Here is a 22,628-nt window from a genome sequence, read left to right as displayed (position 1 = left end):
ATAAAAACCCTCTTTTAATTATTACATTAATTAAAATTCGTCACCGTCGAGATAAAAAGACAATCCATCGCCACACTCACTCCCCTCTCAGTTCGTGAATGACTGAAAACAACGTGCCAACCTCTTATAACTTGAGTGTTCGCCATCAGTATTTGCAGCGCGGATTAACCTATGCCTGGGTATATTGCGGTGAGCGCAGAAACTTTATTTGGATCATTAATTTATCCCGCTGAATAATCTGAGGTTCAGGGAATAAACCGACGTAACTTGAAGTCAGGCGTGAGGAGCCTTGTTCTCGACCAGACAGTTCCCGCCGTCCACCACAAGGACTTCACCCGTGATGTAACTGGCGTCAGGCGACGCCAGGAATGCAACCGCCGCCGCCACTTCGCGGGGGTTGCCTGCCCGTCCAATCGGGGTAAAGCGCCCCGCCTCTGCTTCAACGGGCGTGGTTGAGCCGGTGGTGATCCATCCGGGCGCCACGCTGTTTACAGTAATCCCCTGCTTGGCGACTTCAAGTGCAAGCCCCATGTTCATGCCAACCATCGCGGCCTTGGCTGCGCTATAAGCGGCCTCGCCCGGATTGCTCCCCCGGGTGCCTGTGGTGGAACTAATATTGACAATGCGTCCGTAACTTCGCGCCCGCATACCGGGCAAAACGGCCCGAGTTAAAAGAAAAGCCGTGGTTAAGTTTCTTGCCAGTGAAAGATTCCATTCATGCAGTTCCATACTTGCCAATTCCGAAAAAATCTCAGGGCTTCCTTGCATGGCCATACCGGCGTTATTCACCAGGATATCGACCCGCCCCCAGACTGACTCTGCCCACAGGCCGAATTCACGCACTTGGCTTTCATCGGTGAGGTCAGCTGGCCGGCCTTCAACTTCAAACCCTTCGAGGCGTAGCTCTTTAACCCGATCCGCGATGCGGTTGCTGCTGGCAGTGATGATCAACTTCGCCCCGGATGCACCTAGCCTGCGAGCGATCGCCATACCAATGCCAGCTTCACTTCCAGCACCACTGACAAGTGCCACATGCCCCATCAACTCGGTATTTAACATGGTGTTCCCCACGTACTTAATTTGTAATAGGAGTGGAAATTAGGCTAATGAATCTGATAAATAAAGACGATCATTATCAGAAAATCTGACAACCACGATGGCGTTTACCAGCGAGTCACTTAAAATTTTCCTTTCGGTCGTGGACAGCGGCTCCTTTTCCGCCGCAGCCCGAAAGTTAGGCCGGGTTCCCTCCGCTATCAACATGGCGGTGTCGCAGCTTGAAGCAGAGTTGGATCTCTTGCTTTTTGACCGATCGACCCGCAAAGCCATTCCGACCGCAGCCGCCAAAGCACTTGAGCCCCAGGCAAGACAGGTCGCGAGTCAGTTAAACCTGCTGGACGCGCATGCCCTCCAGCTTCATCAGGGGTTGGAGGGGCGCTTGGTCCTTGCGATGGCGCCAGAGCTACAAACAGGCGTGTGGAATCGTCCGCTGTCCATTATCGCCAAAGAGTTTCCCACCCTTGAAATCGAGATTCGCTCCGCGTCCCATCCGGAGGCGATTCGCATGCTCCATGAAGGACGTGTGCAATTGGCACTTGGATTTGAACGACCCGGGCTTGACGAGCGGGAGACGTTTCTTGAAGCGGGGAGCCAGTTGTTAGTCGCAGTTGCCTCTCCAGATCATCCGGCGGCCGCCGGCAAGAAAAGCCCTTTAGGTGAAGAGCAACTGGTGGACGTTCGGCAGATCATCGTTGCGACTGGAGGACCTACAGACTCTGACCCACGTGTTGTGCTGTCGCGGCGGATTTGGCTCAGCGACAGTTATCTGGCAACGCTGGATCTGGTGCAGCAAGGATTGGGCTGGGCTTATCTTCCACAGCCGCTGGTACAACCGCTAATCACTTCGGGCGCATTGACGGAGGTGGTGTTTGACAACATGCCAAGTCAGATGCGGTTATGGGTCGACATCATCTGGGTAAAGAACCGACCTCTGGGGCTGGGCGCGCGTCGTTACCTGAGTCTGATGCGCGAAATTGCCGAGGGCGAGCCTCGTCGTACTTGAGAAGTAAACAATTTGGGGGGGGTTAGTGGCCACCAACGGCCTCCTCTGGCATGACGCGCCCCATCAACCTCTCACGCATCGCAGGTATTGTCCTCGAGGTCAACCCAAGGTTCTTTAGCCAGGACGCCTTGCAACGCATGGCGGCATCCTCCAGTTGCCGCCATTCGTTGCTGACTCAAGGTCTCAAGGGCTCAGCAGATTCTCGGCAGTTGTTCGCCCGACAACCAGTCCACCACCCTGCGCCCGCCGAATCGGGTCTGCATCTGCACGAAACCGTGGGCGTCTTCAAGGACCGTGCCGATACGCACCGCATGTTCGCCCAACGGGTTGAGGCGCATACAGTCGAGCAGCGGCTGGGCGTCTTCTTCGGCGCAGATTGCGATCAGCTTACCCTCGTTGGCGATGTACAGCGGGTCCAGGCCCAACAGTTCGCAGGCGGCTTCAACCTGCGGCAGCACGGGAATCGCCGCTTCGTCCAACAGCATGCCGACTCCGGACTGACCGGCAATTTCGTTCAGCGTGGTCGCCAAACCGCCTCGGGTCGGGTCGCGCAGTACGCGCAGGCCGGGAGCGACCGCGAGCATCTGCGCCACCAAGCCATGCAGCGCCGCACTGTCAGACAGGATTTCGGTCTCGAACGTCAGCCCTTCTCGCTTGGACATGATCGCCACACCGTGTTCGCCGATGCTGCCGGACACCAATATCGCATCGCCGGGGCGTGCGCGATGCCCGCCCGTCTCGACCCCGTTGGGGATAATGCCGATGCCGGTGGTGCTGATAAACACGCCGTCGCCACTGCCGCGTTCCACGACTTTGGTGTCGCCGGTGATGATCGGCACCCCGGCATCGCGGGAGGCGCGGCCCATCGACTCAACGATGCGCTTGAGGTCAGCGAGGGCAAAGCCCTCCTCGATGATGAAGCTGGCAGAGAGATAAAGCGGCCGCGCGCCGCCCATGGCGACGTCGTTGAGGGTGCCATGCACAGACAAGCTGCCAATGTCGCCACCGGGAAAAAACAGCGGCGACACCACGTGTGCGTCGGTGGCCATGACCATGCGTTCGCCGGGTTTGAGTTCCGGGCTGAAGGCGGCGCCATCGTTGCCCTGGCGCAACCACGGGTTGTCGAAGGCGGCGACGAATAGTTCTTCGATCAACTGCGCCGAAGCGCGCCCGCCAGCACCGTGGCCCATATCGACCACGCCGTCGCGAAAATTGAGGGGGCGTACATAACCGCGTTTTACGGGGGAACGGCCGGTCATACTGCAACAACCTCGATGTCTTTATAGCGCCCGTAGGCGTAATGAGCGGCGCAGGCGCCTTCGTTGGAGACCATGCACGAGCCCATGGGGTTTTCCGGGGTGCATACGCTGCCAAACAGGCGGCAGTCGGTGGGCTTTTTCTGGCCACGCAGGATCGGCCCGCATTCGCAGGCTTTGTTATCGGCCACGGCGCGGTAATGCAGGTCGAAGCGTTTTTCTGCATCGAAGGCGGCGAATTTCGCGCGAATGCGCAAGGCGCTGAACGGCACCTCGCCAAGCCCGCGCCATTGGAAGCTCTCACGCAGTTCGAAGATCTCGTCCATCAAGGTCTGGGCGGCGCTGTTGCCATTGCGGCCGACGGCGCGGACGAATTCGTTTTCGACCTCGGCGCGCCCGTCGTTGACCTGGCGCACCAGCATCAAAATCGCCTGTATCACGTCCAGCGGTTCGAAACCGGCAATCACCACCGGCTTGCGGTATCGGCGGGCGAACTCGGCGTAGGGTTCGGAGCCAATGATGATGCTCACATGCGCCGGGCCGACGAAGCCATCCAGTTCCACCGCCGCCGGATCCTGCCCGGGGGCCGCAAGGATATGCTCGATGGCCGCCGGGGTCAGGACATGGCAGCACAGCACGCTGAAGTTTTTCAGGCCGCGAGCGGCGGCGTCGCGGATCACCAGGGCGGTCGGCGGCGTGGTGGTTTCGAAGCCAATGGCCAGGAACACCACTTCACGCTCGGGGTTGGCCTCGGCGATTTTCAGCGCATCGCTGGGCGAGTAGATCATGCGGATATCCGCGCCTTGTGCCTTGGCGCGCAGCAGCGAGAGGCCACCGGACGCCGGCACGCGCAGGGTGTCGCCATAGCTGCAGAGGATCGCTCCGTCCTCCAGCGCCAGCTTCACCGCCAGGTCGATACGCCCAATCGGCAAGACACACACCGGGCAGCCGGGGCCGTGGATCATGCGGACATTGGCGGGCAGCAAATCGCTCACGCCGTAACGCGATATCGCATGGGTGTGGCCGCCACAGAATTCCATGAAGCGGTATTGGCGTTCCGGCCGGACTTCGTCGCGGATGCGCTCGGCAATGCGTTGTGCCAGTTCGCCGTCGCGGTATTCATCGATGTACTTCATAGGGCTTCCGGTTGCAGGCGGTCCAGTTCTTCGAACATGGCCAGGGTCCGCTGGGCTTCTTCGGGATCGATCAGGCCGAGGGCGTAACCGACGTGGACGATCACGTAGTCGTCGACCTGGGCTTGCGGCACCAGCGCCAGGGAGATTTCCTTGCGGATACCGCCCAAGTCGACGAGTGCGTTATCGCCGGCGCGCAATTCGATCACGCGTGCGGGAATGGCTAGGCACATGCTTGGGATTCCTTCAATGGCAAAGCGGGTTGGCGCTGCGGGTCGCGCCAGTGCGCGGCAACCCAGGCTTGACCCAGGGCCAGCCCGGCATCGCCGCACGACACAGCCTGCGCGCTGAAAACCGGTAAGCCCCTGGCGCTCAATCGTTGCGTGAGCCGGGCACTGAGCAGGCGATTGGCGAAGCATCCGCCCCCGAGCAGCACCGGCAGCGTGGTGGATTGGTACTCGACCCAGTCAGCGAGAGCGGCGGCCAGCGTCAGGTGAAACAGCGCCGCGCCTTCTGCGCTGCGTGCGCTGTCGGCGAGTTCGAACAGGCGGGTCAGCAGCGGGAGCAGATCAAGCACGCCGTCAGCGCGGAGATGCCACAGGCCGTCGATGGCGGGCTCGGCGTGGGTTGCCAGGTATTCAGCGGCCAGACGCTCCAGGGCAATGGCGGCCTCGGCCTCGAATTGTTGACGCACGCTGATGCCGAGAATCCCCGCAGCGGCATCGAACCAACGGCCGGCGCCACTGCTCGGCGGGCAGTTGAGATTGCGCGCGAGCATCTGCGCGACAGTGTTCGCGCTTTGTTCGCCGACCAGCGGCCCGAGCCGCCTGAGGATTTCATCGTCGCGCCCCAGCAGGTGCAGCGCCGCGGCGGCCAGGCGCCAGGGTTCGCGGGCGGCCACATCGCCACCGGGCAGCGGCAGCGGCAATAGATAGCCAAGTCGGCGCCAGGCATCGCTGGCCACCCAGAGCAACTCGCCGCCCCAGGCTGCGCCATCGCTGCCAAGGCCCACGCCGTCCAGCGCCAGGCCGAGTACCGGGCCGTCGAGGCCATGTTCGGCCATCAGCGCGGCAATGTGCGCGTGGTGATGCTGCACGGCTACGGCGGGCACGTTGAGTTTTTCCGCCAGCGTCACCGCCAGTTGCGAGCTATAGAAATCCGGGTGCAAGTCATGGGCGATGGCTTGCGGCGTGACTTCAGCGCACGCCAACAGAGCGTCCAACGACGCCGCCAGGTCCAGGCAGCTTTGCGGGTCGCCCAAGTCACCGTGGAGTGGCGACCACAGCACCTGATCGCCCTGCAACAGGCAGGCGGTGTTCTTCAGCCACGCGCCACAGGCCAGCACCGGCGGCCAGACCTGCGCGCCGGGCAGTTTTTCGCTACGCATGCGGGGCCTCCACCTGAGCTTTGAGGCGGGCCAGTTCAGCTTCCAGTTCGGCGATGCGCGCGGCGCGGCGGTCAACCGCGGGGGCGCCGGCCAGCAACCAGTCGAGCCAGGCATCCAGCCCGGTGCCGTCGCGGGCGCTGAGCTGGATGATCTGGATCTGCGGGTTGACCTGTCGCGCATAGTCCAGGCAGCGCTGCACGTCGAAATCCAGGTGCGGCAACAGGTCGATCTTGTTGAGGATCATCAGGCGCGCTGCGGCGAACATGTCCGGGTACTTGAGGGGTTTGTCTTCGCCCTCGGTCACCGACAGGATCGCCACTTTGCCCGCCTCGCCCAGATCCCAGAGCGCGGGGCAGACCAGATTGCCGACGTTCTCGATGAACAGCATGCCGGCCGGCTCACCGCCGTCATGGGCGTGATGGCTGTGTTGATGCTGTTGAGTCTGTACGTGGGCGTGCGGCTGCTGATCAACGTGGCTATGCATAGGCGACTGATGCGTGTGACCGGCCGCGTGCAGCGCGTCGTGCAGCGGCAGGCGGCTGTAGGCTTCGGTGATCATCCGGGCATCGAGGTGGCAGCCTTTGCCGGTGTTGATCTGGATCGCGGGTACGCCGGTTTCGCGGATGCGCTCGGCGTCGTGACGGGTTTGCTGATCGCCCTCGATCACCGCCAGCGGCAAGTCGGCGCGGCGTTGGCGCAGGGCCATGAGGGTGCTGCACAACAGGGTGGTCTTGCCGGAACCGGGGCTGGACACCAGATTGAGGGCCAGTACGCCGTGGGCGGTGAAGTTTTCCCGGTTACGCGCGGCGTGCCGGTCGTTTTCGCCGAGGATGTCTTGCTCCAGGCGGATGGTGCGGGCCTGGCTCATGCCGGGCACTGAAACCCGCGCCTGACCCGCGCCGTAATGCAGGTCGCCGGTAGCGTCGACCTGCACATCGCTATCGGTGGCCGGAGCTTCGGTCTTGTCGTGTGAATGCCCGGTTCCGCAACCGCAGACGACGCACATGGTGTACCTCCAAAATCAAACGATTAATGATCCTCGACCTGCAGGTCGAGGATGCGCAATTCAGTCCCACCGGTGGGTTGCAGCCAAAAGCCGCCGCATTGCGGGCAGCCGGCGCCGCGCTCGATCAGCGGCACGCTGATGGCGCAATCCAGGCACCAGGCCTGGCCCGGCGGTTGTTCAATGTCGATTTGCGCGCCGGCCAGCAAGGTGCCGGGCGCCAGTGCTTCAAGGGCGAAACGCAGCGCCTCGATTTCAACGCCGGCCAGCGTGCCGGCTTCCAGGCGCAGGCGGCTGACCCGCACGAACGGATCGCGCCTGGCCGCCGCCTCGACGGCGCTGAGAATGCCGCCCGCCAGACTCACTTCATGCATGAATAATGTCCTCGTTCGATGCTGCTTCTAGCTCGAGGGTGAAGCCGATGCACGGGTCGAAAGCCGCGATCAACAGCTCAGCGCGACGTCGCGTGGCCGGATCGCCGGCTGACATCGTCGCCAAACCCTGGGCCAGCGCGCCGTGGGGATGAAGGTTCCATTCGGTCGGCGCGATGACCTGATAGTCGCGGATCAACACACCGGCATTCATTCGCTCCAGACAGACCCGGTGCAACAACAGGCCGCGCGACGTTTCGCTCCAGGCCAACGCCTCGTCGGGCCCCAGCACCAATGCGCCGAGTGCCAAGCCAGCGGGCTGTGGCAGCGAGAGCCGCGCCAGTTCGGCGAGGCGCGCGCCCAGACGCAGCCAGACGCTGGCGTAGCGTTGGGGGTCGGCCTCACGCGCGCGGGTCCAACTGCCCGTCTCACAGGGTAGCCCGAAGGCCACCGGATGCAACGCAAAATCGCTGGCCTCTCGCAGTTGGGCAGCCACCACCTGCAGCGCTTGGGTGTTGCCGGCCAGCGACAGGGCATGCACCGGCAGTTGCAGGGCGTGGGCATCCTCGCGGCAATCGGCCAGGGCGTGCGCCAGCCAATGATCGCTGCGCTGGCTCCACTCATAGAGCGCGCTGAACGGCTCGGCGTCCCACCGTTCAAGCCATTGCGCCACCGATTCGCCCAGCCAGGCGGCCATCGCCTGTTGCGGGGCGTGTTCCCAGGCATGCAGTTGGCTGAGATCGGGGCGCACCGACGGGTTACCCAGCAACCGCGGCCATTCGAGCAGCATACGCCGCACATGCTCGCGGCGGGTTTCGGCCTCCAGCATGCGCTGGGTGTTAGGGTCGATGGGGGTTTCGCCATGCAGTGCGGTGTTGACGGCCAACGCTGCGGTCAGGCGGTGCGCTTGCCCGCACAGGCTATAGAGCAACGGCAAGTGGTGCGCGGCAGTCTGTGGCGGCTGGCCGCGCAACAAGGTGGCGGCCAGCGCCGGACGCCCGCCGACAATCGCGGGCTGCTGGCCGGGACGCACCCGCAATGAGCCGCCGAGCCGCGCCAAGCTTGCCATGGCGGTCATTGCGCGCCCCCGGAGACGCGTCCGAACAGCAAGCCACGGCGGCTGATGGCCGGGCGTTCGGGTGCGCGTTCGGGCGCATCCCGCAACAGCGCCAGCACCTGTTCGGCGGTTTGCCGGGCCGCGTCCTGATCGGCAAATTCAAACATCGGTGAAAACAGCGAACAGCTCTCGTAGCCACCGATGTCTTCGCCGTCTGCACCAATGAAGGTCAGGCACTGCCCGCCAAATTGATGTTCGCCTGACGCCCCCTGGGCCAGGAGTGTGTCGCGGTTCTCCGGCAGCCAGATCAGGTTCATGAACCAAGGGCTGATCAGAACACCCAGCACCCCGGATGCGGCGTTTTCCCCGGCGATTTGCGCGCTGAAGCCCACCGCCTCGACCGCCAGCTGTTGATTGAGAAACGGCAACCCGCGCATGCGTGTCTCGGCGATGCCCTGGAAGTGCGCGCACAGGGTTTGTGCCTGTTGCGCCGGGCCGTCTTGGCGCTCAGACAGGTTCATCGATCACCATGAACTGCTCGGCATCGCCATCGCAATTCGGGCAACGCCAATGTTCCGGCAATGCGGAGAACGGCGTACCCGGCTCAATCTGCCAGACCGGGTCGCCGTCGCGCGGGTCATACACCCACCAGCAGATTTTGCATTCCAGGCGGGTGGCGTCGCTGATCCGCGCGTTGTCGCCGCCGTAGCTGCCTTCGAAGCCGGTTTTTTCGTTCATCGTGACCTCACTGCCCTTCGAACCACTGGATAACGTCTTCGAAGCGCTCCAGTGAGTCGGCCAGGTCTTCGGGGGCGGCGCAGATCACTTCCGGCAGGTCGGTGATTTCGATGGTGTCGAGGATTTGCGCATCCTGTGAGTTGAAGTACGTAATGCGCCAGCAGTTCTGGATCCGGGTCGCGCTGATCAGGCAATTGCCATAGCCACGGGCCAAGGCGCGCACCGGGCCGGCGGGCAAGTAGGCGTCGAGGAAAGCGATGTCCTGTTCGGACAACGGCAGCAAGGTCAGGTTGATGACATGCACCTGATCGCCGGGTTGCCAGTGTTGGCTGCGGTCTTGTACCTCGGTCAGGATCGCCGGGGCGTTCATGACGCCAAGCGGCAACGTTGACGACAAGTCGAAATCCGCCGGTCGGGCCGCCGCGCGGGCATTGCCGCGCAGTTGCGAAGGCGCCGCGCCCACTTCGACGTGATCGTAGCCCTGGCCGTAGATGCGCCATACGCCGGCGAAGATCGATTCCTGGATACGCAACGACGGCTGCGCGGCAATGATCGCGCTGACCTCGCCTTCGCCCAGCAATTGGTCGAGCAGCTTGCGGTCGCCTGTTTCCAGGCCACTGAGGTCGACGCTTTGCGTGGTCAGGCCGTTATTGCAGTCGCGCAGGCATTGCAGCAACGCTTGCAACGCGTGCCGCGCACCGGGCAGCGCCGCAAGCTCTTCAGGTTCGGGCAGCACCGGAATGCTATGGGTATACATGCCCTGAGGCATGCTGATGTATTCGAGCACGTCCTCATCGTCGGGTTGCGAGCCGGGGCCGATATCCACCACGGGGATGTAGTTCAGCGGATCGAACTCCACGGCGTGGCTTTGTGCATCGCGGTGATTGGCATCGTGGTTCATTGGCAACCTCCGGGGGCGCTGACAGGGGCACCGGCAAGCAATGGAATGCGCGCGTTGCTTTGGCTCACGGCAGCTTCCGCCAGGCGCAGGTATTCGTCCCAGTCGAGCATGCCGCTGAAGGTGCTGACGTAACCCGCATCGCGCAGCCACACCAGCGACGGCCAGCGGCGCACGGCAAAGCGCGCGGCGATGGCTTCTTCATCGGCGCGACCGACCACGCCCAGGCGCAGGCTCAATTGGTGGCGGCGCGCGATTTCCACGCGCAGTTCCGGCAACACCACGGCCACGTCCAGGCATTCGGGATGGCGTACCGGGTCACCGCACAGCAGCAACAGGCAGTCGCCCCCTTCGGCAAGCCAGGCATCGAGGTTGTCGGCGTCGATCCAGGTCGCGTCGAATTGCTCCACCAGCCGGCTGATCAAGGCCGGGATGGCGGGTGTCACGGGAATGGGCGCCATGAAAACAGCGGAGTCGCTCATGTGGGGTCCTTGACTGACGGTTGAGGTGGGGTGAGCGCGGCAGGCGCAACAAGGGGTGGCGACGCGTGGCCCAACAAGGCCGCCAGTTGCTCGGCGTTCATGGCCGAAGGCAGGCTGAAACCCGGCACGCTGTCAGGCTGCGGGGCCGTGCCGAACAGGGCCGCTTCGAGCAGGCGCAGGGTGGAGTCGATTTCGCTGGCGCGTTGGGCGTCGAGGCGTTCACGGGCGGCGTCGAGAAAGATCAACAGCCAGTCGCCGACCGCACACGGGCCGACCAGTGACAGGTCGATACGGCGCTCTTCGCCGTGGCGGTCGCGGCAGCGGGCGAAGCCCAACTCGGCCGCGATCACTTGCATGGGCAATCCGATGCACATATCAGGCTCGCCTGGCGAGGATGCGTTCGTCGCCGATCCGGCAGGCTTGCTGTTCGGACGGGCGTTCGTTTTCGTAGCGTTGCAGCTCGAGGTGCGGCAGGGTCACCGCCTCTTCACCCGCGAGTGGCGAGGCGCGCTTGTGCGGTGCCGCGCCCCAACTTTCGAGCACGCGCAGCGCCTCATCCAGCGCACCTTCCATGGCGGCCCTGACGCTGGGGCGCAGGCTGCCGCCGTAGTCCATCATGTTTTCCGGCTGGCAACCGATCAGCAGCACGCGTGTCGGGTAATGGCCGGTCAGTTGCGCGAGCATCAGCACCTCCTGAAAGCCGGTCTGGTGCAGGCTGAGCTTTTTGATGCCGAGGAATTTGGGGACATCGTCGTCGGCGATGAACTTCAGTTCGCCAGGCGCGAGGTTGTAATCCACGGCGTCGAAAATCAGCAGGTAATCGGCTTGCTGGACATGCTGGATCAAGTACAGGCCTTGCGTGCCGCCATCGATCAGCGCCACGTTGTCGGCGAACTCATAACGCTGTTGCAAGGCTTCGACGCAACGAACGCCGAAGCCTTCGTCGGCCCACAGGAGATTGCCGATGCCCAGCACAGTGATCTGCGGCAGTGTCGGTTGGAGAGGACTCATGGCGGTTTCTACCATTCTGGTCATTTTTTAAAGGTCTTGTAGCCGGAAATCATTGCCCCGACCAAGCTCAGGCGCCCGTTGATTTCTTCGCGCACGGCGGCATAGATGTGGAACATGACGAATAGCACAATCACCCACATGCCCAAGTGATGCAGGACATGCACATTGTTGGATTGCCCCAGCAGCGGCAGTACCCAACCGAAGGTGCGTTCCTGCCAGGAGCCCATTTGCGCGCCTTCGCCATACAGCGCGAAGCCGGTCAGGATCATGAACAGCGAGGACAGCAAGAAGATGAAAAACATCGCGAAACGCGACAGCGGGTTGTGGCCGAACATCGGTTTTGGCGTCGGCCCGATGAACAGGTAGTAGCGCACCCAAGCGAGCATGTCGGTCCAGTAGACCTTGCTGGTCAGCGGCACCGAGAACAGTTCGCGGGCGTGATGATTGCCCACCAGCGCCCAATAGGCGCGCCCGATCATGGCGATGGTGAAAATGTACGCCGCGCTGAAATGCGCAAAGCGGATGTAGCCCATCACGAAATGGTCGCTGGCTTCGCCCGGTTGGGTCGCCAGCGGCGAACCGATCAGGTAGCCGGTGATGGCCAGCACCACAATGCAGGCGGCATTGATCCAGTGCCACAGGCGCACGGGCGCCTCGTACACGTATTCCGACGCGTCGAGGGGGCTTTGAGTAGGTTGGGTCATAGCGTCACCTTTGGATGGGCAGGCGCCGTGGCGCCTGCCGAATGCAGCGTTGAACAATCGATCAACTGACCTTGACTGTGCTCAGCTCCGCGCCGTCCTCGCTCATCACGTGGGTGGCGCAGGCCATGCAAGGGTCGAAGGAATGCAGCGTGCGCAGGATTTCCACGGGCTGATCGGGGACGGCCACCGGCGTGTTCATCAGCGCGGCCTCGAAAGCACCGATCTGGCCCTTGGCGTCACGCGGGCTGCCGTTCCAGGTGCTGGGCACGACGCACTGGTAGTTCTCGATCTTGCCGTTCTTGATCCGGATCCAGTGGCCGAGTGCGCCGCGTGGCGCGGCAACGATGCCGACCCCTTTGGCCTCGGCAGGCCAGGTGGACGGGTCCCATTTTTCGACGTTGGCGGTGGCACGGTCGCCGTTGCGGATATTGGTCATCAACTCGTTCCAGTCGTCGACCATCATTTCTGCGCAGTACTCGGCTTCCAGGGCGCGGGTAAGCGTTCGGCCGATCGTGCTGGGCAACAGTTGCTTGGCGCTGAGGTTGGTTTCCGCCAGGCCCAGGGCTTTTGGCAAGTCGAGGTTGACGGCTCGCAGCGAACCTTCCAGTTGTTCCTTGACCCGCTGGCAATGCGGGTTGCCTTTGAGGGCATGGGCATAGCCCAGGATGTAACGCGCCAACGGCCCGACTTCCATGGCATGACCGCGCCAGCGCGGCGATTTGACCCACGAATATTTGGCGCTTTCGTCGACTTCTTCGATGTTGGTGCGGGTGCCCTTGGTCTTGGCGCCCAGCTCGTAGTTCGGCTCGGTGATGCCGTCCCACGGGTGCAGGCCCTTGTCGTTGTCCGGGTAGTTGTACCAGGAGTGGGTCACGAACTCTTGCACTTGCTCGGGGTCGCGCGCGTCGACAGGCAGGATTTCGTCCCAGTTACCGTTGAGGATCGCCCCGCCCGGCAATTGGTTGGTGCTGTCGTCGTAATTGACCTTGGCGTAGGTGCCGTAATCCATCACGTTGGTCGCCGACAGACCACCGCCGTGCAGCCAGCCTTTTTGCTTGTAGATAGTGCCAATGGCCAGCACGTCCGGCACATACACGTTGCGGCAGAAGGTCAGCGCTTCGTCGATGCGCGCCCGCACGAAGTTCAGGCGTTCCATATTCAACGGCGCACCGGCGGCCAGGTCGCCATCGATATTGATCGCGCAGGGCACGCCGCCGACCAGGTAGTTGGGGTGCGGGTTCTTGCCACCGAAGATGGTATGGATCTTCACCCACTCTTTCTGCAGGTCGAGGGCTTCAAGGTAATGGGTCACGGCCATCAGGTTGGCTTCAGGCGGCAGTTGGTAAGCCGGGTTGCCCCAGTAACCATTCATGAACGGCCCGAGCTGACCGCTTTCGACGAACTTCTTCAGACGGTTTTGCACGTCGCGGAAATAACCCGGCGAAGACAACGGGTGAGCCGGCGAAACGGTCTGCTGCAATTCCGAGGTGCGCTTGGGGTCAGCCTTGAGCGCAGACACCACGTCCACCCAGTCCAGTGCATGCAGGTGGTAGAAATGCACGGCGTGGTCATGGACTTGCAGGGTCTTGGCCATCATCTCGCGAATCAAGTGCGCGTTCGGCGGGATGCGAATGCCCAGCGCGTCCTCTACCGAGCGCACCGAGGCCAGCGCGTGGCAACCGGTGCAGACGCCGCAGATGCGCTCCACGAATGCCCAGGCGTCACGTGGGTCGCGGCCCTTGAGGATGACTTCGAGGCCGCGCCACATGGTGCCGGTGGAAACGGCGTTGCGGATAACGTTGTTGGCATCGAGGTTGACCTCGACGCGCATGTGGCCTTCGATACGGGTCACAGGGTCGACAACGATACGTCGGCCTGTGTTGTTGAGGTCGAAACCCTGAGTCGAATAGGTGCTCATTGGTGCTTATTCCTGTCTTGTCGCTGGGGCGTCGGGCGAGGTAGTGGGCGCTTTGCCGTTGCTGGCGCGTTTGAGGGCGGTGACGGCGGCGTGGGCCGTGATCGCTGCGCCGACGGTGACGCCGGCAACCAGGCCGATTTCGTCCGCGTTCGCTTCAACGCCAAATTGGTTGATGCCGCTCAAGTGCTGATAGAACGAGCCCTTGTCCCAGAACCCCTCCTCCGAACAACCGATGCAGCCGTGGCCGGACTGAATCGGGAAGCTGGTGCCGCCATTCCAACGCACGGTCGAGCAGGCGTTGTAGGTGGTCGGGCCTTTGCAGCCGACTTTGTAAAGGCAGTAGCCCTTGCGCGCCGCGTCGTCGTCCCAGGACTCGACGAACTGACCGGCGTCGAAGTTCGGACGGCGGTAGCACTTGTCGTGAATGCGCTGGCTGTAGAACATTTTCGGCCGGCCCTGACGGTCCAGCTCAGGAATGCGGTCGAAGGTCAGCATGTAGGTGATCACCCCGGTCATGACTTCGGCGATCGGCGGGCAGCCCGGCACTTTGATGATCGGTTTGTCGGTGATGACCTTGTGAATCGGCACCGCCTGGGTCGGGTTCGGCTTGGCGGCCTGTACGCAGCCCCAACTGGCGCAGGAGCCCCAGGAAATGATCGCCTTGGCATCGCGTGAAACGCGCTTCAACTGCTCGACGAAGGGCTTGCCGCCAATGATGCAACTCATACCGTCCTGGTTCAGTGGCGGGTTGCCCTCGACGGCCAGGATGTAGTTGCCCTTGTACTTGGTCATGACCTCGTCAAGGATCGCCTCGGCCTGATGCCCGGCGGCGGCCATCAAGGTGTCGTCGTAATCCAGGGAGATCATCGACAGCACCACGTCCTTGGCCAGCGGATGCGCGGAGCGGATGAATGACTCCGAGCAACAGGTGCATTCCAGGCCGTGCAGCCAGAGGACTGGCGTGCGTGGCTTGTTCTCCATGGCCCAGGCGATTTTGGGCATGAATGCCGGGCCCAGCCCCAGCGACGTTGCGGTCAAGGAACAAAACTTGAGAAAGCTGCGGCGCGAGATGCCTTGTCTGCGCATCACCTCGTAAAACGTTTCCATTACTTTATTTCTCCTCCCCGAGAAGGTGCTTCAACGGGGGCTGCACTCGGTGTGTTGGAAATCTGTGCCCGACCAGGTGAGTCAGGCGCCATGCCGTCGGCTACAAAGGCCATCAGTTCTATGGGGTGTTGAGGCTGCAGCCTGGGCATGATTGCGACGGCTGCTGGAAACATGCGGGTAACCCATGACGTTCAGTTATCTGGTAAGTACAAGACCTGTGCCATTTCGCCGCGGTGTAGATAAATTGCTTACTAATTAATTTATCTATCTGTTTTTAAAGGACTTTTACTTTTTTACCGAGCGCATTGAGACACCTTGTAACAAACCTCAGCTGGAATGTTTGTTTCCACTATTTATGCAGCCTGGAAACCATATGTCCGGCTTGGCAAGTGGCTGGCGAGAGAACCTCGCCAGGCGCTGAAAGGAAGAGAAGGCTCAGGCGGGCGTCGCGTCCAGGCGGTCGTAGCCCTTGAAGCGGTAGAACAACACGGAAACGGCCCAGGTCAGGATGAATATCCCGACGATCAGGTAGCCGATCATGCCGAAGTTGTCGGTCAGCGCAGTGATGAAATCCCACACACCGCCGTGCAGATCCCAGCGCGCCGCGATCAGCCCGAGCACTTCCACCCCGCCCACCAGCAATGCCACCAACACCGACATGGACGTGATGGTCAGGTTGTAATAGAGCTTGCGTGCCGGGTTGACCAGTGCCCAGTGGTAAGCACCGGTCATCATCACGCTGTCGGCGGTGTCGACCAGCGCCATGCCGGCCGTGAAGAGCGCCGGGAACACCAGAATCGACCAGATCGGCAGGCTCTGCGAGGCTTGCACCGCAGCGATCCCCAGCAGGCCGATTTCCGTGGCGGTATCAAAACCCAGGCCGAACAGCAGGCCCAGCGGATACAGGTGCCAGGGACGGCTGATCAGGCGGAACAGCGGGCGCAACAGTCGGGCGATGGGGCCACCGCCGGTGAGTATCGCGTTCATTTCTTGCTCGCCGATCCGTTCGCCGCGCCGCACGCGGCCAAACGCCTGGTACACCGAGCGCAGGATGAGCAGGTTGATCAACGCCACCAGCAACAGGAAGGCGGCAGACACCGAGGTGCCAATCAGCCCGCCGAGGCCGTGAAAGGCTTCGATTTCGCTTTTGAACGCCGTGGCCGTCAGTGCGATGCCGAGCGAAGCCAGGATTACCACGGTGCTGTGCCCGAGCGAGAAAAACAGGCCGACACTCGCGGTTTGTCGGCCTTCCTGGATCAGCTTGCGGGTGGCGTTGTCGATGGCGGCGATGTGATCGGCATCCACGGCATGGCGCAGGCCGAAGCTGTAGGCCAGAAAGGCGGTGCCGAGCAACAGCGGATAGTCATGGAAGGCCGTGAAAGCCCAGGCCCAGGCCAGCAGGTTGGCAGCGACCAGGCCGGCAAAAATGGCCAGGACGCGATGTTTGAACGTCAAAGGCGCACGAGTCGGTGAAACAGGATGCAAGGGCATGCGAACTCCAGAAAGATGGGTTCAAGTATGAAGAAACGAAAAAACCTCATACAAACCCTGTGCCAGTTTGCGTGCCGAGTACCATTCAGGCGTGGTCGGGCGCTCGCAGAACATGGCGGCTGGACAGTGACTGTCCAGCCGAGCCGATAACTGGACAATGAGCTTCCAGCGCCGCTGCCGGATTATCGGCTCAGGCGGGCCCGGCTTCGGGCAGCGTCACGGTGAACTGCGCACCGCCCTCGGGGTGATTGGCGGCCACCATCCGACCGCCACAGCGTTCGATGATGCCGTAGCTGATCGACAGGCCCAGGCCCGTGCCTTTGCCCACGGACTTGGTGCTGAAGAACGGGTCGAACACCTGGCTCAGGTGTTTCTCTGCGATGCCCGCACCGTTGTCGCGTAAACGCAGGGTGACCCAGCCCGGCTCCTGGGTCACCTCGATCCAGACTGTCGGCAAGGCCTGGTTGGCCGCTTGCGCGGCATCGTAGGCGTTCTGCATCAGGTTCATCAGCACTTGCAGCAGTTGCCCGGCATTGCCGCGCACCGGCGGCGTGTCAACGGCCTGCCAATGCACCTGCAGATCGGGCGCGACGCCACGGCAGACCCAGTGGATGGCGCGCTCGATGACGTCATTGAGGTCGACCTCGCCCAGCGCTTCACGATCCACCGCCGAGAAGCGCTTCAGGGCGCTGACGATGTCGGCGGTGCGTTGCGCGCCTTCCATGCTGCCCTCGATCAACGACGGCAAATCGCTCAGCAGCGGATCGATGCGTAGCTGTTGGCGCAAGGCTTGAAGACCGGCGTGCGACTCGCCGCCGTGGACCGCTTGCAGGTACTGCTGCAGGCGTTTGCCATAGCTGTCGAGCACATGCGCGTTGGCCAGCACGAAGCTGATGGGGTTGTTCAGTTCGTGGGCGACACCAGCCACCAGGCGCCCCAGCGAGGCCATTTTTTCCGCGTGCAACAGTTGCTGTTGAGTGCGCTTGAGCGCCTCGTGGGCCTCGTGCAGTTGGCGATACGCGTGCTGGAGTTCGCCCAGCGGTCGCCCCACCAGCACGTGCCCGATAAAGCGTCCATTGCCCGCGCTGCGCACGGTGCAACTGACGTCCACGGGCACCGGCGCGCCGTTGACATCCTTGAAGTTGACCTCCAGCGAGGCGCTGGCGTTGGGATGGCGCAGGCTGGCGAGGGTCTGGCGCAACTGGGTTTCACTGTGGGGGTCGGCCAACAAGACATAGGCCGGGCTGCCGGACAATGACTGTTCATCACGGCCGACCAGCGTGCGCAGCGCGCTGTTGCTCTCCTCGATGCGCCCTTGCGGGTCGCAGGCCAGCAACACGTCGGACATCGACGACAGTAACCCGGCGATGAACTGCTGCGACTGCTCCAGTTCGACGTTCTTCTCTTCCAGGGCGATTTCATCTTGCACCAGCTTGGAATAGACCTCGTCCATCCTCGCGATGACTTCGATCCAGGCGTCTTCGTCGAGGCTGCCGGGTGGCGGTTTACGGGCCATGGTCGTCAGCTTTTAGGGTGCAGATGCAGGTGGCTGTGGACTTGCTCGTGGCTCGCGCCCTGCTCCACCGGGATCAGGTTCAGCGAGCCATGACGCACGCCGCGTTCGGCGCACACGCGATGGGCGAAATCGCGCACTTCATCGGATGAGCCCTTGAGCATCAGGCTTTCCAGGCAGTTGTCGTGATCCAGATGCACATGCTGGCTGGCAATGGTCAGGTGATGATGCGCGTGCTGCAGGTCCATCACCCGTTCGGTGAGGGTGCGCGAATGGTGATCGTAAACGAAGCTCAGGTTGGCCACGCAATGCGGCGCCTGGCCTTGCTCCAGGCGCGCCTGTTCGATATGCCGCCGCAAAATGTCGCGCATGGCCTCGGAACGGTTGTGGTAACCCTGGTCGCGAATCAGCGCGTCCAGTTCCTCAGCGAGGCCACGGTCCAGGGAAATGGTCAGGCGTTCCATGGGATTTCCTTTTCAATGCACCGTGCAAACCATGCACGGGTCAAAAGAACGAACGATATGTTGCACCGCTACCGGGCTTTTTTCGCCGGGTAACACGGGAGCACCCTGCAAGGCTTGTTCCAATGCCCCGGGCTGGCCCTGGGCATCGCGTGGCGAGAAGTTCCAGGTGGTCGGGGCGATGATCTGGTAGCGGGAGATTTTCCCGTGCTCCACCTCCAGCCAATGCCCCAGTGCGCCACGCGCCGCTTCGGTCAGGCCGACCGCGCGGCCTTTGTCGGGTAATGCCGCGGCGCGGTAATACGGCTCGCCGGGGCGCAGGGCGATCAACCAGCTTTCCATCAGCGGCACCACCTGCGCCAGCTCCAGCAAACGCGCGAGCAGGCGGGTATAAACCGTTGCCGAACAGCGTGCCACGGCGTCGCGCAGCAGCGCTTGACCGGCAATCAACTGACGCGCAATGGCGCCGGTTTCCAGCACCGCGCCGGCCAGGCGCGGGGCTTTGTTCCAGGTATACGCGTCGGGTTTTTCCATCAACGGCTGGGTTTGCCCGTCGGCCGGGTGGCGCGGGCCGCCAGCGTCGTCGAGCCAGGCATGCGCGCTGTCTTCGCGGATATCGTCCAGGTCCAGCGCTTGCGCACACTGGGTGACGCCATTCCACAGGCCGCGCGGGAACACCATCGAGCCGTCGGCTCGCGGATACGCCCCGTAGGAAAGATACAGCCCCGGCCCCGGCCCCAGATGCTCAAGCCCGGTGTCCAGGGCGATTTGCAGAAATTGGCGGAAATCGCCCTGCCCCAGCGCTTCGGCGTGCCATGCCCAGAGCTCGCTTTCGCTGGTGAAACCATTGATACGCTCCAGCGGCGCGGCGAACAGCTCGCTTTCCAGAAACTGCCGGAACTCGCGAACGCGGGTCAGCAGGCGCAGGCGCTCGGCGGCATCGATGGCGCGGGTCGAGCCACCCGGTTGGATCGAGCCGGTGTGCGGCCACTTGCCGCCCAGTGTGCCGATCAAATCCAGCCAGCGTTTGCGCGCAGAAATGGCCAGGCGCTGCTGGCTGCCCTGAAGCGGGGTAAAGCGCGCCACCGCGTCTGGATACCAAGGGCGCTCGGCGTACACCGGGCGCACGAAATCCGGCATGAAAAACAGGTAGAAATGGCTCAAGTGATCGGCGAGGTTTTCGGTGGCGGCCATCAGGTTGATTGCCAGCAGGCCGTTGTCCGGCGGCTGTACGCCGGCCAGCCCGGCCAGGGCGCGGGCGGCGGCGATCGATTGCGACACCGAGCAGATTCCGCAGATGCGTGGCGCGTAGGTCAGCGCATCGAGCGGTGCGTGTTGCAGCAGGATTTGCTCGAAGCCACGGTACATGGTGGCGTTGACCCGTGCCGAACGCACATGACCATCTTCCACGTCCAGTTGTACTTCCAGATCGCCTTCAACCCGATTGAATGGGCCGACCACCAAACGTGACATGCAAACTCCTAACGGCGGGGGGTGCGTACCGACGGCGCGATCAGCGGGTGATCGGACGTCGCATTCTGTTTGACGCGCTTGGGGGTGGCTGACTTGGACAGCGCCGACAGGGCGACGAACCAGGCCTTGGGCATGTCGATGGGCAAACCGATGGGAATGCCCGCCAGCTTCGGCGTGCGCTGAAAGGCGTGCCCCGGTTCTTCGAAGCCCGGGGCGGTGCAGTTGATGCAGGCAAACCCGCCACGGGTACACGAGCCCTCGCCATTCCACAGGCGAGTATTGCAGTCGCCGTGGGCCTGGGTGCCTTTGCAGCCCAGGTTTTCCATCATGCAGCCCAGGTCCGAGGGCTTTTCCGCACTGGCTTTGTATTCGTAGAACTCATTGCGCGTGCAGCCCTGATGCACCAGTTGGTCAGCGTAGAAACGCGGACGCCCGATAACGTCCAGATCGGCCTCGGCGAACAGCCCGGCGGCCAGCGCCATCAAGGTGTCGGTCACCCAGCCGGGGTGCGTCGGGCAACCGGCCACGTTGATCACCGGCAAGCCGCGCAACGACCGATAATCGGCACCCAGCAGGCCGCCGCGATGCTCACCGTCAAATTGCAGGCCGCAGGCGTCGGTCGGGTTGCTGCCCGCAGCGGTGATGCCTCCGTAGGCCGCACAAGTGCCGATGCCCAAGGTGTATTCGGCCACCGCCGCGAGTTTGCGCACCCAGTCGATCATCGGCGCATCGGTGCCCGCCAGCATGTGAAAGCGCCCGGTGCCGTGCGGGCCGCGCAGCAATGAGCCTTCGATGCACAAGGCATCGAGCCGGGTGCGACCTTGCAGGCAGTCCTCCAGGATATCCAGCACCTGATCACCGCTTTCAAGGGACAGCGATGGATGCCAGAGCAACTCAATCCCCGCACTGCGCCACATCGCGGAAAAATCCTGGGTATCGGCGCACAGCAAGGACATGTTGCAACCGCCGCAACCGCCCGATTGCAGCCACAGCACTCGGAATGGGGTGTTCATCGGGCTTCCTCCAGGCCAAGACGGCGCAATTTCTGGCGCAGGCCCACGCGCGACAAGCCCAGTTCACGGGCCGCATGGGTTTTGTTCCAGCGGTGACGCAGCAGCGATTCCTTGAGTATGGTCGCTTCGATAGCGTCCAGTTGTTCTTGCAACGTACCCGTGGGGGGCGACAGGCGTATGTCGTTGGTGTTGCGTCCCTGGCCCTGCATGACGCGCCAGGAAAACGAATGAGCACCGATTTGCGAGCCTTCCGACAACGCAGCGGCGCGGTAGATTTCGTTGCGCAACTCGCGAATATTACCGGGCCACGGGTAACCGATCAGGCTCGCCAGGGCGTCGTCGGCGAAGTGCAGGTTTGGCAGGTCCAGTTCCAGGCGGGCATCGTCGAGCAGCTTTTTGGCGATGGGCATCAGGTCGGCGGTGCGCTCGCGCAACGGCGGCAAGCCCAGGCTGACCGTGGACAGCCGGTAATAAAGGTCGCTGCGAAAACGTCCGGTGGCGACATCCTGCTCCAGATCGCGATGGGTCGCCGCGATCACCCGCACATCGACCCGTACCGTGCTCGAGGCGCCGACCGGGCGCAGTTCGCCCTCTTGCAAGACGCGCAACAACTTGACCTGAAAAGCCGGCGAGGTGTCGCCGATTTCATCGAGTAGCAAGGTACCGCCATTGGCACGCTGGAACAGCCCGATGTGATCCTGATGCGCGCCGGTGAAGGCGCCGCGCTTGTGCCCGAACAGCTCGGACTCCAGCAAGGTATCAGGCAGCGCCGCGCAGTTCTCCATGACGAAGGCATTACTCGCACGCGGGCTGGCGTAATGGATGGCGCGGGCCAGCAGTTCTTTGCCCGTGCCCGATTCGCCCAGCAGCAGCACCGACAAATCATAGCGGGCGACCCGGGCGGCCAACTCACAGACCGCATCCAGCGGGCCGCCGGGGCTGCGCACGATGCGCGAGAAATCGAAGGTGTCGCGTACCCGCTCCAGGGTTTCGCGGCTGCGGCGACGCAGCGCTGGCGTACCGGCGCGCAGCTCCAGGTCCAGCCGCTGCATATGGTTTTGCAACGATTGGCTCTCGACCGCATTGCGCACGGTGTTGAGCAGGTTTTCAGGCAGCCAGGGCTTGAGCAGGTACTGATAGATACCGGCCTGATTGACGCCCGCGATGATGTCTTCCGAATCGGTGTAGCCCGACAGCACGATGCGGACCACCCCCGGCCAGCGCTCGCGCACTTCCTTGAGAAATTCGATACCGCTGACATGGGGCATGCGCTGGTCGCAGAGGATCACCGCGACCACATGCTGTTCCAGCAGTTCGCGTGCTTGCCCGGCCGACTCGGCCAGCAGCACCTGGAATTCCTGATCGAGTACCCGGCGTAACGATTCGCGCGAACGCAGCTCATCGTCCACTACCAGGATCATGGGCAAGTCGGATTGCGAGTCGAATGGGGAGGTCATGAGTCAGCGAAAGGCCGATTATTGAAGTTCATTGCAACATTATGTTGCTGCAAGTCATGGCGTCGATGGTAGCACGGTGCCAAAAGCAGACGA

At 62.7% G+C, this 22,628-nt stretch carries 24 protein-coding genes; 1 reads left to right on the top strand and 23 read right to left on the bottom strand.

Translation table 11 applies throughout. The features are described 5' to 3' along the window. Positions 1 to 273 precede the first annotated feature (273 nt). Positions 274 to 1,059, bottom strand: a complete 786-nt coding sequence (locus TU80_RS06415) for an SDR family NAD(P)-dependent oxidoreductase (protein ID WP_057004046.1) — start codon at positions 1,057 to 1,059, stop codon at positions 274 to 276. A gap of 97 nt (positions 1,060 to 1,156) precedes the next feature. On the opposite strand from TU80_RS06415, the gene TU80_RS06410 reads away from it, so the two are divergent. Continuing rightward, the gene (locus TU80_RS06410) at positions 1,157 to 2,062 is read left to right on the top strand and encodes a LysR family transcriptional regulator (RefSeq protein WP_046383313.1); all 906 of its coding nucleotides are present in this window, start codon (positions 1,157 to 1,159) and stop codon (positions 2,060 to 2,062) included. A 191-nt stretch (positions 2,063 to 2,253) separates the two neighbouring features. Here TU80_RS06410 and hypE read toward each other — a convergent pair whose 3' ends face one another. From hypE to TU80_RS06300, 22 genes are all read right to left on the bottom strand, one after another. Beyond that, on the bottom strand, positions 2,254 to 3,321 hold the full coding sequence (hypE, locus tag TU80_RS06405; protein WP_057004045.1) for a hydrogenase expression/formation protein HypE: 1,068 nt from the start codon (positions 3,319 to 3,321) through the stop codon (positions 2,254 to 2,256). Beyond that, entirely contained in the window at positions 3,318 to 4,454 is a 1,137-nt protein-coding gene (gene hypD / locus TU80_RS06400; RefSeq protein ID WP_057004044.1) for a hydrogenase formation protein HypD, read from the bottom strand. Before hypD ends, hypE begins: the two co-directional genes overlap by 4 nt. After that, positions 4,451 to 4,684, bottom strand: coding sequence for a HypC/HybG/HupF family hydrogenase formation chaperone (locus tag TU80_RS06395; RefSeq protein ID WP_017845603.1), 234 nt, complete (start codon positions 4,682 to 4,684; stop codon positions 4,451 to 4,453). The genes hypD and TU80_RS06395 overlap by 4 nt, the downstream gene beginning before the upstream one ends. Then, positions 4,675 to 5,838 carry a Kae1-like domain-containing protein gene (locus TU80_RS06390; protein WP_057004043.1) on the bottom strand — a complete coding sequence of 388 codons (1,164 nt, stop codon included), beginning with the start codon at positions 5,836 to 5,838 and terminating at the stop codon, positions 4,675 to 4,677. The genes TU80_RS06395 and TU80_RS06390 overlap by 10 nt, the downstream gene beginning before the upstream one ends. After that, a complete protein-coding gene (hypB, locus tag TU80_RS06385; RefSeq protein WP_046383286.1) occupies positions 5,831 to 6,844 on the bottom strand; it encodes a hydrogenase nickel incorporation protein HypB in 1,014 nt (337 codons plus the stop codon). Before hypB ends, TU80_RS06390 begins: the two co-directional genes overlap by 8 nt. A gap of 23 nt (positions 6,845 to 6,867) precedes the next feature. After that, on the bottom strand, positions 6,868 to 7,215 hold the full coding sequence (locus TU80_RS06380; RefSeq protein ID WP_017845600.1) for a hydrogenase maturation nickel metallochaperone HypA/HybF: 348 nt from the start codon (positions 7,213 to 7,215) through the stop codon (positions 6,868 to 6,870). Next, a complete protein-coding gene (locus TU80_RS06375; protein WP_057004042.1) occupies positions 7,208 to 8,290 on the bottom strand; it encodes a hypothetical protein in 1,083 nt (360 codons plus the stop codon). The genes TU80_RS06380 and TU80_RS06375 overlap by 8 nt, the downstream gene beginning before the upstream one ends. Beyond that, a complete protein-coding gene (gene hybE / locus TU80_RS06370; RefSeq protein ID WP_057004041.1) occupies positions 8,287 to 8,790 on the bottom strand; it encodes a [NiFe]-hydrogenase assembly chaperone HybE in 504 nt (167 codons plus the stop codon). The genes TU80_RS06375 and hybE overlap by 4 nt, the downstream gene beginning before the upstream one ends. Beyond that, positions 8,777 to 9,007 carry a rubredoxin gene (locus TU80_RS06365; RefSeq protein ID WP_017845597.1) on the bottom strand — a complete coding sequence of 77 codons (231 nt, stop codon included), beginning with the start codon at positions 9,005 to 9,007 and terminating at the stop codon, positions 8,777 to 8,779. Before TU80_RS06365 ends, hybE begins: the two co-directional genes overlap by 14 nt. A gap of 7 nt (positions 9,008 to 9,014) precedes the next feature. Further along, on the bottom strand, positions 9,015 to 9,908 hold the full coding sequence (locus TU80_RS06360) for a hydrogenase expression/formation protein (RefSeq protein WP_017845596.1): 894 nt from the start codon (positions 9,906 to 9,908) through the stop codon (positions 9,015 to 9,017). Beyond that, entirely contained in the window at positions 9,905 to 10,387 is a 483-nt protein-coding gene (locus tag TU80_RS06355; RefSeq protein WP_017845595.1) for a thioredoxin domain-containing protein, read from the bottom strand. The genes TU80_RS06360 and TU80_RS06355 overlap by 4 nt, the downstream gene beginning before the upstream one ends. After that, positions 10,384 to 10,761 carry a HypC/HybG/HupF family hydrogenase formation chaperone gene (locus TU80_RS06350; protein ID WP_046484077.1) on the bottom strand — a complete coding sequence of 126 codons (378 nt, stop codon included), beginning with the start codon at positions 10,759 to 10,761 and terminating at the stop codon, positions 10,384 to 10,386. Before TU80_RS06350 ends, TU80_RS06355 begins: the two co-directional genes overlap by 4 nt. A 1-nt stretch (position 10,762) precedes the next feature. Next, on the bottom strand, positions 10,763 to 11,398 hold the full coding sequence (locus tag TU80_RS06345; RefSeq protein WP_026139853.1) for a HyaD/HybD family hydrogenase maturation endopeptidase: 636 nt from the start codon (positions 11,396 to 11,398) through the stop codon (positions 10,763 to 10,765). 20 nt (positions 11,399 to 11,418) lie between these two features. Next, positions 11,419 to 12,102: a Ni/Fe-hydrogenase, b-type cytochrome subunit gene (gene cybH, locus TU80_RS06340; RefSeq protein WP_046383281.1), complete on the bottom strand. Its 684-nt coding sequence runs from the start codon at positions 12,100 to 12,102 to the stop codon at positions 11,419 to 11,421. Between the two features lie 61 nt (positions 12,103 to 12,163). Next, a complete protein-coding gene (locus TU80_RS06335) occupies positions 12,164 to 14,020 on the bottom strand; it encodes a nickel-dependent hydrogenase large subunit (RefSeq protein ID WP_017845591.1) in 1,857 nt (618 codons plus the stop codon). A gap of 6 nt (positions 14,021 to 14,026) precedes the next feature. After that, positions 14,027 to 15,127, bottom strand: a complete 1,101-nt coding sequence (locus TU80_RS06330; protein WP_017845590.1) for a hydrogenase small subunit — start codon at positions 15,125 to 15,127, stop codon at positions 14,027 to 14,029. 435 nt (positions 15,128 to 15,562) lie between these two features. Beyond that, positions 15,563 to 16,618 carry a HoxN/HupN/NixA family nickel/cobalt transporter gene (locus TU80_RS06325; RefSeq protein ID WP_057004039.1) on the bottom strand — a complete coding sequence of 352 codons (1,056 nt, stop codon included), beginning with the start codon at positions 16,616 to 16,618 and terminating at the stop codon, positions 15,563 to 15,565. A gap of 190 nt (positions 16,619 to 16,808) precedes the next feature. Further along, positions 16,809 to 18,134: a PAS domain-containing sensor histidine kinase gene (locus TU80_RS06320; RefSeq protein WP_057004038.1), complete on the bottom strand. Its 1,326-nt coding sequence runs from the start codon at positions 18,132 to 18,134 to the stop codon at positions 16,809 to 16,811. 5 nt (positions 18,135 to 18,139) lie between these two features. Next, positions 18,140 to 18,595 carry a nickel-responsive transcriptional regulator NikR gene (gene nikR / locus TU80_RS06315; protein WP_017845587.1) on the bottom strand — a complete coding sequence of 152 codons (456 nt, stop codon included), beginning with the start codon at positions 18,593 to 18,595 and terminating at the stop codon, positions 18,140 to 18,142. Positions 18,596 to 18,607: 12 nt separating this feature from the next. Continuing rightward, positions 18,608 to 20,065, bottom strand: a complete 1,458-nt coding sequence (locus tag TU80_RS06310) for a nickel-dependent hydrogenase large subunit (RefSeq protein WP_057004037.1) — start codon at positions 20,063 to 20,065, stop codon at positions 18,608 to 18,610. Positions 20,066 to 20,073: 8 nt separating this feature from the next. After that, positions 20,074 to 21,078 (bottom strand): NADH-quinone oxidoreductase subunit B family protein, encoded by a 1,005-nt coding sequence (locus tag TU80_RS06305; protein WP_046383276.1) that lies wholly within the window; start codon positions 21,076 to 21,078, stop codon positions 20,074 to 20,076. After that, positions 21,075 to 22,499 (bottom strand): sigma-54-dependent transcriptional regulator, encoded by a 1,425-nt coding sequence (locus TU80_RS06300; RefSeq protein WP_226926216.1) that lies wholly within the window; start codon positions 22,497 to 22,499, stop codon positions 21,075 to 21,077. The genes TU80_RS06305 and TU80_RS06300 overlap by 4 nt, the downstream gene beginning before the upstream one ends. Positions 22,500 to 22,628 lie beyond the last annotated feature (129 nt).

The organism is Pseudomonas veronii (assembly GCF_001439695.1).
In the GTDB taxonomy this organism is placed as follows: domain Bacteria; phylum Pseudomonadota; class Gammaproteobacteria; order Pseudomonadales; family Pseudomonadaceae; genus Aquipseudomonas; species Aquipseudomonas veronii.
This window is presented reverse-complemented; position numbering and strand designations above follow the sequence as displayed.

Bases quoted from the DNA above. Each gene is read 5' to 3' on its own strand.
- TU80_RS06415 (WP_057004046.1), bottom strand. From the start codon at position 1,059: ATGTTAAATACCGAGTTGATGGGGCATGTGGCACTTGTCAGTGGTGCT.
- TU80_RS06410 (WP_046383313.1), top strand. From the start codon at position 1,157: ATGGCGTTTACCAGCGAGTCACTTAAAATTTTCCTTTCGGTCGTGGAC.
- hypE (WP_057004045.1), bottom strand. From the start codon at position 3,321: ATGACCGGCCGTTCCCCCGTAAAACGCGGTTATGTACGCCCCCTCAAT.
- hypD (WP_057004044.1), bottom strand. From the start codon at position 4,454: ATGAAGTACATCGATGAATACCGCGACGGCGAACTGGCACAACGCATT.
- TU80_RS06395 (WP_017845603.1), bottom strand. From the start codon at position 4,684: ATGTGCCTAGCCATTCCCGCACGCGTGATCGAATTGCGCGCCGGCGAT.
- TU80_RS06390 (WP_057004043.1), bottom strand. From the start codon at position 5,838: ATGCGTAGCGAAAAACTGCCCGGCGCGCAGGTCTGGCCGCCGGTGCTG.
- hypB (WP_046383286.1), bottom strand. From the start codon at position 6,844: ATGTGCGTCGTCTGCGGTTGCGGAACCGGGCATTCACACGACAAGACC.
- TU80_RS06380 (WP_017845600.1), bottom strand. From the start codon at position 7,215: ATGCATGAAGTGAGTCTGGCGGGCGGCATTCTCAGCGCCGTCGAGGCG.
- TU80_RS06375 (WP_057004042.1), bottom strand. From the start codon at position 8,290: ATGACCGCCATGGCAAGCTTGGCGCGGCTCGGCGGCTCATTGCGGGTG.
- hybE (WP_057004041.1), bottom strand. From the start codon at position 8,790: ATGAACCTGTCTGAGCGCCAAGACGGCCCGGCGCAACAGGCACAAACC.
- TU80_RS06365 (WP_017845597.1), bottom strand. From the start codon at position 9,007: ATGAACGAAAAAACCGGCTTCGAAGGCAGCTACGGCGGCGACAACGCG.
- TU80_RS06360 (WP_017845596.1), bottom strand. From the start codon at position 9,908: ATGAACCACGATGCCAATCACCGCGATGCACAAAGCCACGCCGTGGAG.
- TU80_RS06355 (WP_017845595.1), bottom strand. From the start codon at position 10,387: ATGAGCGACTCCGCTGTTTTCATGGCGCCCATTCCCGTGACACCCGCC.
- TU80_RS06350 (WP_046484077.1), bottom strand. From the start codon at position 10,761: ATGTGCATCGGATTGCCCATGCAAGTGATCGCGGCCGAGTTGGGCTTC.
- TU80_RS06345 (WP_026139853.1), bottom strand. From the start codon at position 11,398: ATGAGTCCTCTCCAACCGACACTGCCGCAGATCACTGTGCTGGGCATC.
- cybH (WP_046383281.1), bottom strand. From the start codon at position 12,102: ATGACCCAACCTACTCAAAGCCCCCTCGACGCGTCGGAATACGTGTAC.
- TU80_RS06335 (WP_017845591.1), bottom strand. From the start codon at position 14,020: ATGAGCACCTATTCGACTCAGGGTTTCGACCTCAACAACACAGGCCGA.
- TU80_RS06330 (WP_017845590.1), bottom strand. From the start codon at position 15,127: ATGGAAACGTTTTACGAGGTGATGCGCAGACAAGGCATCTCGCGCCGC.
- TU80_RS06325 (WP_057004039.1), bottom strand. From the start codon at position 16,618: ATGCCCTTGCATCCTGTTTCACCGACTCGTGCGCCTTTGACGTTCAAA.
- TU80_RS06320 (WP_057004038.1), bottom strand. From the start codon at position 18,134: ATGGCCCGTAAACCGCCACCCGGCAGCCTCGACGAAGACGCCTGGATC.
- nikR (WP_017845587.1), bottom strand. From the start codon at position 18,595: ATGGAACGCCTGACCATTTCCCTGGACCGTGGCCTCGCTGAGGAACTG.
- TU80_RS06310 (WP_057004037.1), bottom strand. From the start codon at position 20,065: ATGTCACGTTTGGTGGTCGGCCCATTCAATCGGGTTGAAGGCGATCTG.
- TU80_RS06305 (WP_046383276.1), bottom strand. From the start codon at position 21,078: ATGAACACCCCATTCCGAGTGCTGTGGCTGCAATCGGGCGGTTGCGGC.
- TU80_RS06300 (WP_226926216.1), bottom strand. From the start codon at position 22,499: ATGATCCTGGTAGTGGACGATGAGCTGCGTTCGCGCGAATCGTTACGC.